The sequence below is a fragment of the Parabacteroides sp. AF18-52 genome (genome assembly GCF_003479145.1).
Lineage (GTDB): Bacteria > Bacteroidota > Bacteroidia > Bacteroidales > Tannerellaceae > Parabacteroides > Parabacteroides faecis.
Window position 1 is genome coordinate 1 of the sequence record NZ_QUGR01000021.1, and the last position, 12146, is coordinate 12146.

General features: G+C 44.3%; 10 protein-coding genes. 3 read left to right on the top strand and 7 right to left on the bottom strand.

Annotation, left to right across the window (positions count from 1 at the left end):
- Positions 1-383: 383 nt before the first annotated feature.
- Complete coding sequence (locus DWX23_RS21780) at positions 384-1592, bottom strand: DUF4861 domain-containing protein (RefSeq protein ID WP_122376042.1); 1209 nt, start codon at positions 1590-1592, stop codon at positions 384-386.
- Positions 1593-1772: 180 nt separating this feature from the next.
- Here DWX23_RS21780 and DWX23_RS21785 point away from each other — a divergent pair, with 180 nt between their 5' ends.
- Together DWX23_RS21785 and DWX23_RS21790 are read left to right on the top strand one after the other, a co-directional pair.
- Positions 1773-2408 carry a hypothetical protein gene (locus tag DWX23_RS21785; RefSeq protein ID WP_122352585.1) on the top strand — a complete coding sequence of 212 codons (636 nt, stop codon included), beginning with the start codon at positions 1773-1775 and terminating at the stop codon, positions 2406-2408.
- Between the two features lie 156 nt (positions 2409-2564).
- Positions 2565-3053 carry a hypothetical protein gene (locus DWX23_RS21790; protein ID WP_122352586.1) on the top strand — a complete coding sequence of 163 codons (489 nt, stop codon included), beginning with the start codon at positions 2565-2567 and terminating at the stop codon, positions 3051-3053.
- A 71-nt stretch (positions 3054-3124) separates the two neighbouring features.
- Here DWX23_RS21790 and DWX23_RS21795 read toward each other — a convergent pair whose 3' ends face one another.
- The gene (locus DWX23_RS21795) at positions 3125-3346 is read right to left on the bottom strand and encodes a (4Fe-4S)-binding protein (protein ID WP_122376043.1); all 222 of its coding nucleotides are present in this window, start codon (positions 3344-3346) and stop codon (positions 3125-3127) included.
- A gap of 14 nt (positions 3347-3360) precedes the next feature.
- A complete protein-coding gene (locus tag DWX23_RS21800; RefSeq protein WP_122352587.1) occupies positions 3361-3660 on the bottom strand; it encodes a GNAT family N-acetyltransferase in 300 nt (99 codons plus the stop codon).
- Between the two features lie 393 nt (positions 3661-4053).
- On the opposite strand from DWX23_RS21800, the gene DWX23_RS21805 reads away from it, so the two are divergent.
- Positions 4054-4281: a winged helix-turn-helix domain-containing protein gene (locus tag DWX23_RS21805; RefSeq protein WP_122352588.1), complete on the top strand. Its 228-nt coding sequence runs from the start codon at positions 4054-4056 to the stop codon at positions 4279-4281.
- Positions 4282-4361: 80 nt separating this feature from the next.
- Here DWX23_RS21805 and DWX23_RS21810 read toward each other — a convergent pair whose 3' ends face one another.
- The 4 genes from DWX23_RS21810 to DWX23_RS21825 all read right to left on the bottom strand — a co-directional run bounded on the left by DWX23_RS21810 (position 4362) and on the right by DWX23_RS21825 (position 11886).
- Positions 4362-5996: an efflux RND transporter periplasmic adaptor subunit gene (locus DWX23_RS21810; protein WP_122376044.1), complete on the bottom strand. Its 1635-nt coding sequence runs from the start codon at positions 5994-5996 to the stop codon at positions 4362-4364.
- A 4-nt stretch (positions 5997-6000) separates the two neighbouring features.
- On the bottom strand, positions 6001-7467 hold the full coding sequence (locus DWX23_RS21815) for a TolC family protein (RefSeq protein ID WP_199673360.1): 1467 nt from the start codon (positions 7465-7467) through the stop codon (positions 6001-6003).
- Positions 7457-11308, bottom strand: a complete 3852-nt coding sequence (locus DWX23_RS21820) for an efflux RND transporter permease subunit (RefSeq protein ID WP_122376045.1) — start codon at positions 11306-11308, stop codon at positions 7457-7459. Before DWX23_RS21820 ends, DWX23_RS21815 begins: the two co-directional genes overlap by 11 nt.
- A gap of 188 nt (positions 11309-11496) precedes the next feature.
- On the bottom strand, positions 11497-11886 hold the full coding sequence (locus tag DWX23_RS21825; protein ID WP_122376046.1) for a hypothetical protein: 390 nt from the start codon (positions 11884-11886) through the stop codon (positions 11497-11499).
- Positions 11887-12146 lie beyond the last annotated feature (260 nt).

The window sequence follows — 12146 nt, forward strand, 5'->3', positions numbered from 1 at the left end:
TTCGATTCTGACATAAGTTTACCGTGGTGTTTTGTCAACTTATTTCAGGACAGGACAATATTACCTGATAGCTTTGCGATGACGCTCGTTAAGCTTGCTGACGTATATCGTTAAGCTTGTCGACCACCGTCGTTAACCTTAACGGCGGTGGTCGACAAGTGAAAGGATAGTCACTTTGACCTTAGTAGTCAAGTACTTTAATCTTTCTTCTTTACTGGAAAAGCCTTAGTTGAAAAGGAGGTGAAAGGTTGAATCAAACCTATCACCTCCTTTCACCAACTATTCACTCCGTGCATCGAACGTAACTATTCATATAACAATAGGATATGAATAGCAGATGAAAGGTGAATGGTTTATAGGATACATTTACATAGAATATGTTTTTACTTTACTGTTACCTGTAACGGCTGCTTAACTTTCTGAGCAAACTCTTTTACATAGTTGAACCATTCGGTAGAGTTTTGGAATCCCCATTTGCTCCATCCGGCTCCTGTATAGTATGTATATTCACTACCTGGTGCATAAGTTGTGTAAGCCAATACGTGACCGTCTGCTCCGCGTTGTTTCTTTTCTGCTTCAGAGAAGTTTACTGCTTTGGCATCGCTTAACTTTTCCGGGAATACGGCACCGACGAATATCTGTCCGTTTGTCGGATCTTCCGGGTCAGCGTAAGCTATATAACCGCTGGCTGCGTCTGCCTGGTGATCTGTACTCGGTTCGTGCAGAACGATACCGGTTACCAGTGGGGTCGGTTCATTCAGGTTGGCGAACGAAAGTGTTATTTTGTTCAACTGTGAACCGGCATCCAACGACAGCAGGCGGGTTTCAATAATATTCTCATTATCTTTAACTTTCAGCGGGTTGTAAACGAGCTTGACTGTGAAACGCAGCGGACCGTTATCCAGGATTTCATATTCTTTGTAGCAGTACGGATAAACGATGGAGTCGTTGGATAAAAGAGCGGAAGTACCAGCACCCAATGTCGGACCTACTTTGTAGTAATCCAGTCCGTTCCCATGGTCGATATGGTAGGAAATAGAGTTTGCCAGTTCCTGTGCCGCTTTCTTGTCGGTCTTTCTTAATTCTGCTATTTTAGCTCTCGATTCCGGATCGAGTTCTGTCTTGTAACGCATATCGACAACCGGTTGCGATACACATTTTACCCAGATATCATAACCGAAAGCCTGTTCGCCGGTAGCCTGCAAAGCCGGACCATAAGTACGGAAGGCAATGCGGTCGTTTTCCCAGGCGATATCGTCCACACGTTCCGGATAAAATTTACCGCAGGCAACAGTCGCAGGTGTTTCGGGAGTACCAGGTTTGATCTGATAAGTAACGCTGCTGTTTGCGTTCACATCGACAGGGAAAATAATTTTATTGTCGTAAGTGATCTGATAAGGGATTTGTGTCCCGTTGTTGTCGGAGATGATGAAAGACTCGCCATTCAGTTTTGCAACGGCATCCTTCGGGATTTCTGTGATCTCGTTTGAACGGTTAATGGCCGACGGGTTCGTTACCGTTACGTCTATGCTTTGTTCCTGCGTACAGGCAAAAGCTGTAGCCGCTAAAAATAAGCTGATAATCTTTTTCATAAATAATATATTGTTAGTTCATAAATATTCTGCCCTTGTTACTATTTGTTTTAAAACCGGCAGTAAAAGTATGAATATTCGCGAAGTTTACAAAGCTCATCGGTAGTAAACAAATGTTTTTTTCTGTTTGATTGTGGACCTTCTTATGCAGTATATTATTCATATCGTCGTTTCTATAGTATGAAGTTGAAGCTGTGTTTACTTGTTCTGATGTTGACAGGATCACTGCCTGTACATGTATACGGGCAGAATTGGAGTGAAAAAGATTCGGTGTGGTTATCCGGTATTTTATCCGGAACGGATACGGTACGTATTAACCCGGAGTTTCAAAAGGCGATCCGGGAAGGTACATTCATACACCTGGAAGACGAACCCGGGCAGCAGATACTGGAAGCACCTGCCGAGCTGCCTGTCTTGAAAGACTTTTCCGAATATTTGCGGGCAGATACGGATAGCGTACATAAAGATCTGGATTATAAATCGATGCCCCCGAGTGTTTACCGTCTGTATACGATGGAACTGGATACTACTCCAAAGATAAACAAAGAAGCCTATACGCCGCCTCCTACGCGTCTTATCGACAAAAAGGAGATACAAGTAGGAAAGTTGCCGGTAACGGCTGCAGCAGGAGGGAGGAATCTGTACTCTTCGGATGTGGTGAAAGACGGACAGAAACGAGGAACTGTGGGCGGGTCTGTAAAACTTTATTTCTCGCTGAATGATATGCTGGAATGGGTCTTTTCAAAAAAAGAAAGGAATAAACGGAGAAACCGTAAACGGGATAATACCTGGCGTTATTATAATTCGATGCCTTGACAGGGATACATTTTCTCCCGTAATGATTTGTGTATCCAATTTAAAATGCTAATTTTGAGACTGATATTCTTCACTCCGGAATTTATCTCATGCAGACGCAGTAATTCGGGAGGTTTTGCATTTTTATATAAAGAACCTGTACTAAATGATTGTCTGATGAAAAAGTTATGTTGCTTCCTGTCGTTTTTATTTTTGCTGCTGACATTTGTCGGTTGTGAGAATGATGGTTCTCTGAACGGAGAATCCGAAATAATTGTTGTTGGTCTGGGGCATAAAGTATATAATCTCCCTCTGGGAAATGAGATACTTTTCACAGGCAACGATATCAAGTGGTTCGACAAAGATACCAGAGAGATTCGTTTTTATGATCATTCGGCATTTTCAGAAAAACTGGGGCAATATGAAAAGATCCTTGTCATTTTAGCCGGAACGGAGTTATTTACAGCTACTAATGTCTCGAGTTTAATAAGTGCCGCTTATGATGATCTGGTTTTCTATTATGATATTGCAGAAGACAAGTACTATCTGAATGATAGTTATCCGGGGCATCTCCATCCTGAACAGGTGCGCTTGAACAAAGAGATCCGTGAAGAAAACTGGGGATTATTTCTTTATCAGTTGGGCATAGAAGGACGTCTCAAATAAAAAAACTTCCGCCGGTTTGTGAACGAACCTGACGGAAGCCTGTCATTAATTAAGTTATAGCCTGTTTAAATCTATTCTTTTTTATTCAATCTGTAACTAAGTGCGCCCGACGGACATTTATTGATCTGCGCGATCAGTTCTTCCGTAGTTGCATTTTCTATTTTAACCCACGGTCTTTCCTTCGGGTTGTATACCTGTGGTAATGTTTTTACACAAATACCGGCATGCTTGCACAATTCGGGCTGCCAGATAATGGTCAGCTCACCGTTTGAATATTCAATTTTCTTTCCCATACTCTATAATCGCTTTATCCTACATTAATACCTTTCATTACTATACGTCGCCAGTCCGGATGTTTTTGGATGTATCCGGCAACGAAGGGACACAACGGAACCAAACGTAATCCCTGCTTTTCTATATCTTTCAGTACCTTTTCAGCCAGCTGGCTGCCTACACCTTTTCCTTCAAGAGCTACAGGCACTTCAGTATGCGTGAGATATATCTCGCCGTTCTTGGTTTTTATATACTCAATTCTCGGAATGTATTTACCAATATGAAATTCGTATTGGTGGTTCTCCTCGTTATCAATCAATTCATAATCGTCCATATCGCCTAATTGTTTTATTTGATTCTATACTATTCAAACATTTTAAAAGAAGGCTTTGTTTACGGTTTCTTTTAATTAATTCAGCAGAGACCCGGAAAGTAAAAGGATGATGGTTTCAGTCTCTTTCATAGACAAACATTATTGCTTGTAAATTAAAAGTATAAGTTGATGATCGTAAGTTAAAAAGCTATTTTTCTTTCAAATTATATGGAAGTTGTATGATTTTCGTGAAACATTATCGATGTAAGGATTGTTCTATTCATAAAGCAAAGTCATTTTGTTTTGTGCGAGAGTTGAAAAGTGGTATAAATAACTAATATAAGAGCCAAATGGGACAGTCTTATTTGACTTATTATGATTAGTTTTAAGTCAAATATCAAAAAATGGAGTGTTATGAATAAGAATGACGTTGGTTCAAATGCCGGCCAGATTTGGCGTTTGCTTGCAGAGAGAGGTAACATGTCTATCAGAAAGATCGGTGAGATGACTCATTGTAAAGAGTCTGTTATTTTTCTTGCATTGGGGTGGTTAGCCCGGGAAAATAAGGTACGTTTTTGTAGTGATGGTACTGGAATGCTATCCGTAGAAGTAAATATTCCACTGACAGAGACGTATTATTGAAAAGAAGAGGATATTTTTGAAGCGCAACGATAAAGGGATACAAAATAAATTGTAGCCCTTTTTGTTTGCGCTTCAGTGATCTATTGACGGTATTTGCAACAAGCCGGGAGCTTGTTGTAGATGCTGTCGTCAGCTTTGTATTTATCGTTGTCATGTCCGGCTTCGGCTATTGCTTTGGCAATGGCATCGACGGAAGTTTGTGCCGGATTGAACTGTAAATGGACCATTTGGTTTTCTTTATCCCAAGAGGCGGAGGTGACTCCTTTGACACTTTTGGCTGCTTCTTCGATCCGTTGTTTACACATATCGCAGGCTCCTTTTACTCCAAACATAGCATGTTCGCTTTGGGTTGTGCTTTGAGCTGCTGTTTCTCCGTGCATATGATGTCCTGCATGTCCCGTCATCGGATGGGCCGCATTCCCGTCATTGTTCATCATCGACGTTTTTCCTTCCAGCTGTGCACTGGCATCGATAGAGAAAACGCCGTTTGTCACGATCTCTTCTCCGTCCGCAAGTCCTTTCAGTATCACATAGGCATTGCCTAATGACGGGCCTAATTCTACTTCCCGCATCAGGAATGTCGGAGTAGTGGTGTCCGGTTGTTTCACATAAACGATAGATCGTTTGCCGGTCCAGAGAACGGCTGTCTGGGGAACGACGATCTGATCCTTATATCCTTTCAAAGGGGCATCTACAATAGCTGTCGCATACATTTCCGGTTTTAATTCCATACCTGGATTTGCAACTTCGACACGTACACGGGAGGTACGGCTGGTCGGGTTGACGATCGGATCGATAAAAGCGATACGCCCTTTGAATGCTTTGCCGGGAAATGCCTGCATGGTGAATGTGACCAGATCGCCTTTGCTGAGGAACGGCAGGTCGGTTTCGTAAGCATCGAACATTGCCCATACTTTTGACAAGTTGGCTACATCGAATAAAACGGCTCCCTGCGATACGTAATCTCCCTGGCTGACACGTTTCGACATCACGATACCGCTTGTGTTCGATTTGATCTCTACGGTGGGAGAGATTGTTCCCGATTGTTCGATAGCAGTAATCTGCGCATCCGTCATTTTCCAGAGTCGTAGTTTCTCACGGGCTGCTTTGATCAGCGCAGGTTGCTGCATTTTCAGGGCTTCTATCAGTTCCTGCTGTGCCGTGAACAATTCCGGTGAGTATAAGGTTGCAAGAGTTTGTCCGGCGCGGACTGTTTCTCCGGTAAAGTCGACAGCAAGACTTTCAATACGGCCTCCTACGTGGGCAGTTTGTGATTGCAGGCTTCGCTCGTCCGGAGCGATTTTACCATATAAGCGGACTTCCTTCACCGGGTTTTCCTTACTGAGGCGGGAGGTCTGTACATTCGCCAGAGCAATTGCTTCTTCCGACAATTGGATCGCTGAAGGATCTACGTTCTCGTGGTTATTGCCGCTTTTACGTAAGGGAATCAGGTCCATACCGCATATCGGGCATTTACCGGGTTTGTCCTGTTTGATCTGTGGGTGCATAGAGCAAGTCCAGACCCCGTTTTCATCCTGTTGCAGGTCATGGCTGTGTGTATGTCCTTCGATGCTGTCATGACTATGCTGTTCGTCGTTTGCCGGTGACGGGGTGGAAGACGGACTGAAGAACAACCAGCCGAGGAATAAACCTGCCAATGCAAATAATGTATATCGTATTTCTTTGGTCTTAAACCATTCTTTTATCTTTTTCATGTCTTTATTCGTTTATTGAAGTTGCTACTAATTTTTCCAATCCAGCTACCATCGTGTTGTATTCGGCAATGGCTTCACTTTTTTTGAGTCCGTAATCCAATAGCTGGCGCTCTACCTGTATCACGTCAGTCAGGCTTGTCGTGCCGGCAGAAAATTCCCGTACGATCAGTTGCCAGGTGGAGAGCGACAGTTCCTGTTGTTTCTTATAAAGGGCTATTTTACGTGCGGCATCGGCCAGTTGTTGCTTGACTGTCTGGTATTCGGATTGCAGTTCGTTCAACGTGTTTTCATATTTCAGTTCGCTTGCCCGGCGGTAATGCTGGCTCTCTTTCTGTTGTGCCTGATATTTTTTACGGAAAATAGGGATGCTGATCTTGAACATCGGCATAAACATATCCATCCCGTTCATATCGTCCATGACCATCTTATTGTTTGATTTCCCGACAAGCGAATATTGCAGGCCGATACCGAACATCGGATAACTCATCTTTTTATCCATGACGGCTTTGGCACGATAAGCATTCGCTTCCGCTTCAAGCATGGAAAGCATAGGATTGGCAGTAATGATACTGTCGGTCATTGTCTGGTCATCGATCAGGAAATGCAGTTGTTCCAGTGAATCGGGAACGGCTATCCGCATATCTTGTTTACGGTTCAACAAGGCATTGAAACGTGCTTCGGCTGCTATTCTGTTAGAAGCGAGGATTTCCAGATTATTCTGAAGTTCTGCTTTTTCTATCTGTATGCGCAATACATCCGACATGCTACCGGAGGAATTACTTGTTCCCATCGAACCGGCTCCCATACTTTGCATGGAAGAGTTTCCTGCCGGTATTCCCTGTGTTGCTGTTTGGGAAGAGTTACCCATTCCTCCCATATTGTCCATACTGTTGCCTGTAGCAACGGGAGGTGCTGCGACAACGGTGGCAACGGGTGCAGTTGTCGGGGTTGGAGCATTGGCGGAAGGAGCTGAGTAGCGGTTGAGTGCCAGCTTTTCCAGTTGTTCAAGTAACAGAAGGTTTGCCTGTGTATTCTTGTATTGCTCGTTGAGGTTGCATAACTGATACCACTGGCTTTTCACTTCATAGAACAGATTGTTCCTGGCTTCGCGAAATTGTTCGTAAGCCATGCGCGACATCTCGGTTGCTTCGTTGCGGGCGGCTTTACGTGTTCCGAACCAGGGAAACATCTGCATAAGCGTAAAGTCGGCAATTTGCTTGCCACTCAAAGTCTCCATCGGTTTGACGAAAAGACCGATATCAAGTTCTGGATCGGCATATGCTCCGGCTTGCGGAATCTTTTCCAATGATGCTTTATATAAAGCAAAATTGGAGTTTATCAGCGGATTGTTGCGTGCTGCCGTTTCCAGATACCACGACAGACTGTCCGCCTGTTGTGGGAAAGCAGGAAAAAGGCCGAACAGCAAGGTTATTCCTGTTATATATATTTGTATTTTGATTTTATTTCTCATCGTTTCTATTGTTTTGAAGATTCTGTTTCTTTTGTTCTTTCTTTATAGCGCCTTCACGCCACCAACATTGCAGGACGGGGACGACGAACATGGTCATGGACTGGATCAGCATACCACCGAAAGTTGGTATTGCCATCGGAACCATGATATCTGCTCCTTTTCCTGTAGAAGTCAATACCGGTAACAAGGCGATCAGCGTTGTAGCAGTGGTCATAGCAGCGGGGCGTACGCGTTTGAGACCGGCTGTAACGACTGCTTCACGGATCGCTTCTTTTGTGGTGGGATTCTGTTGCAGGAATGTCTGATGGATATAAGTTCCCATCAACACTCCGTCATCTGTCGCCACTCCGAACAGGGCGATAAATCCTACCCAGACTGCCACACTCAGGTTGATAGTATGCATCTGGAAAAGATCCCTCATATTTTCTCCTCCGACGGAAAAGTTCATGAACCAATCTTGTCCGTACAGCCAAAGCAGGATAAAACCACCCGCAAAGGCAACGAATACACCGGAGAAATGGATCAGGGAAGCGGTTACTGTCTTGAACTGGAAATACAGGACGAGCAGGACGATAAGCAGTGCCAGGGGAACAACGATTGCCAACCGTTGGGTGGCGCGTTCCTGCTGTTCGTAGTTACCGGCAAACTTATAGGATACACCTTTCGCCAGGGTCAGTTCTCCGTCTTTTATCTTTTGATCCAGTATGCGTGTCGCTTCTTTTACAACATCCACTTCCGCCTTGCCGGATAGCTTATCGAATATCACATAACCGACCAGGAAGGTGTTTTCGCTTTGGATCATCTGTGCTCCCCGGGTGTAATCGATATCGGCTAGTTCCTTCAAAGGAATCTGTGCACCGGTTGCGGTAGGAACCAACAACATGGATAAAGCTTCCGGGTTATCCCGAAGTTCGCGTGCATAGCGGAGACGGACGGGGAAGCGCTCCCTGCCTTCTACTGTTGTCGTTAGAACCATACCGCCGACAGCTGCACTTAATATTTCCTGCAGGTCTTCTACATTCACTCCATAACGGGCCATATTATCCCTGTTCAGTTTGATCTCCAGGTATGGAGCACCGACCGCCCTGTCATAAAAGACGGAAGAAGGGATTACGGAAGGTACCTCTTTCAATGCCTGCTCGATGGCTTTTCCGCTTTGTTCGATCGTTTCCAGGTCCGGTCCGTATATCTTTAATCCCATAGGTGCACGCATTCCGGTCGAAAGCATCACGAGACGGGCCTCTATCGGCTGTAGTTTGGGAGCAGAGGTCAGACCCGGCAAATGAGTGACATTCACGATCTGTTGCCAGATATCGTTTGTGTTTTTAATCTCCGGACGCCATTGACGGAAGTAATCTCCTTTCCGGTCGGGAATCAGGCTATCTTTTGGAATCAGCCGGAAACCATCGGCCGGATTGTAGGTACTGCTGTCTTTTAAAAGATATTCTCCCTGCCTGTTCACTTTAAACCGTTCCCGTCCGCCGTCTTCATTCAATATATATTCCGGACGGTAATTGATCGTATTCTCAAACATCTGTGCCGGTGCCGGGTCGAGAGCCGAGTTCACACGTCCCCATTTCCCGATCGCGGTCTCTACTTCCGGAATGGCTGCCAGGCGTTTATCCAGTGCTTCAATATAATCCAGGTTTTGGGCAACTCCGGTATGAGGCATACTGGTAGGCATCAGCAGGAAAGATCCTTCATTCAGGCTGGGCATAAATTCTTCACCGATACCGGGAAATTCGGCCGAAGCCTTTTCCCAGAAAGCTGTTTGCCGGAAGTCTTTCCATCCCAGTGTCTCGAATCCGGAAGCGACCAGCCCGAATGTTCGGTTGAATCCCATCCAGATCATGAAGCCAAATACAATCGTTGCAGCCGGAACGATCATGAACTGCCAGCGATGGTTAAGGCACCATCTCAATATCCGTTCGTAATAGATAACCAGTATCCAGAGAAGGGACAGAATGATGATGATACACGCCGCAACAAATAAGATATTGGCGGATAGCCCGGCTTGCGGTCCCATCGGCAGCCATTCTTCCGACAAATAGTAAACGGCAACCAGTAATGTAATACCAATATTGATGTAAGTAGCCATCTTCGGATTTTTCCAGTAGGATGCAAACAGGTTGTTTAGTCCTACGGCCGTTAGTCCGAGTGCCGGAACACTTCCGTAAATGATCATAAGCACAATGCCTGCCGCGACCAACAGATAATTGGCGATTTTGCGTATTATTTTCGAATTTATTCGGACAGAGAATAACAAATAAGAAAGAGTAGGCAATAAGATCAACCCCAGGATAAAGGAAGAAGCCAATGCATACGTCTTCGTGTAGGCGAGGGGAGAGAACATTTTCCCTTCCTGTGCCTCCATGGCAAAAACGGGCAGGAAGCTGACAATCGTTGTAATCATTGCCGTAGTGATGGCTCCCGATACTTCGCTTACCGCTTTGTAAATAAGGTTTACGAACGCTTTACCACTTCGAATGCCTTTGTTCTCGGGCATCTCCATATACCGTATAATACTCTCTACGAAAACGACACCGACATCCACCATAACACCGATCGCAATAGCGATGCCGGACAATGCGACAATATTCGCCTCTATCCCGGTATATTTCATAATAATGAATGTTGCCAGTACAGCTATCGGCAACATGCTTGCAATAATGACCGAAGCACGCAGATTCAGCACCAGTACGATAATCACGATGATACAGATCAGTATTTCATGGGAGAGTGAAGTTTCGAGTGTCCCGATTGTCTCTTTTATCAGTCCGGTGCGATCATAGAACGGCACGACACTGACCTTTGAGACTGTCCCGTCTTCCAATGTTTTCTGCGGAAGTCCGGCTTCTATTTCTTTGATTTTTGTTTTTACATTGTCGATCACTTCCAGCGGATTGGCTCCGTAACGGGCGATGACGACACCACCGACAGCTTCTATTCCTTCCTTGTCCAATCCTCCCCGCCGTGTCCCCGGGCCGATATTTACGAAAGCAACATCCGATATACGTACCGGGACACCGTCGCGAACAGTGATAACGGCTTTCTCCAGATCGGATACATCTTTAATATATCCTAATCCCCGGATCAGGTATTCTACTTTATTGATCTCCATTGTTTCCGCACCGATATCAAGATTGCTCTTTTTTACGGCATTCATAATATCCATGACCGATATATTGAATGCCCGCATGGCATCCGGATTGAGCTCGATCTGATATTCTTTTACGAAGCCTCCGGCAGAAGCAACTTCCGATACGCCTTCGGCTGCCGAAAGACTATATTTAACATAGAAGTCCTGGATCGTACGCAGTTCTTCGGCATTCCATCCTCCGGTAGGTTTGCCTGTTTCCGGATTCCTGCCCTCCAGTGTGTACCAATATATTTGCCCTAAAGCCGTTGCATCAGGTCCCAGAGCTGGTTGTACGCCTTCCGGCAATGTTCCGGGTGGCAACGAATTTAATTTTTCCAGGATACGTGAACGGCTCCAGTAAAATTCGATATCATCATCGAAAATAATATAAATGAATGACATACCGAACATGGAGGAACTCCGGATACTTTTCACACCCGGAATGCCCAGTAGCGAGGTTGTCAGCGGATAAGTGATCTGGTCCTGTATGTCTTTAGGTGACCGTCCCATCCATTCGGTAGCGACAATTTGTTGGTTGTCACCGATATCCGGGATCGCATCCACCGGGATGGGATTACGTGGGATAATGCCCCCGTGCCAGTTGAAAGGAGAGGTCGATATTCCCCACACAACAACCAGTATTAATAATAGCATGGTTACTACCCTGTTCTCAAGGAAATAACGGATTATTTTATTTAGCATAGAGTACTGTTTTTATTCTGATGGATTAATTGATGCATACAATCTGAGTCTACAGCAGACTTTGTTTTACAAAGAATGGCTGTACACCTTCTATTTTCTCTTGTGTTACACAAAAGGAACAGATTATAATAATTTTTTGTTTATGGATTCTAAACAAAAGATATGGTTGGCCCTAAAGCCAATATCAACTAAATCAGAAAAGAACAGTTAAGAATGCATCGTTCTGTACCGCTGCATTCGTCAGGTGGGGTATTATAATAAGGATTAGGTATGCCTGATTCACTTGCTTCGGAGAGAATCTGCAAAGCATTCATATTAAAAAGCAAGGACAGGGCGACCGGTGTATAGTCGATAGCCGGTACCTGATGGATATCCTGATCGACCGTCATTTTAACCAGTTGTGTCTCCGTAGAGCAGCAATGGCCTGCTTGTTTCTTTTCCTTGCATGAAGGACAGGTATCGTTTTGCCATAACTCAACTTCCACTATCTTACCCATGCAATGATGGATATTCAGGATAATTCCGCAGGAAACCCCGATATAGAGGATGGTTAATATGACTAGAAGATACTTTTTCATATTTGCAAAGATAGGTTTATTTCTCCGTATATAATTATAAAATGTATGGAGCGCTTATTAAAGAATGTTTCATCTTGTTTTCGATAACATTTTCTTTCAATAAAAGGGAAAGTTTAGCATAAAATGTAAAGGCTTGTTTTTTAACTTGCTACAGCTTGCTTTTTAGCGTTTTTTTATGCTATGAAAAGAAAAATAGTATATGAGCTGTCGTTACTTTATTGTATCTTCACCGCGTGAACTAAAAGTATATTTTGTACATT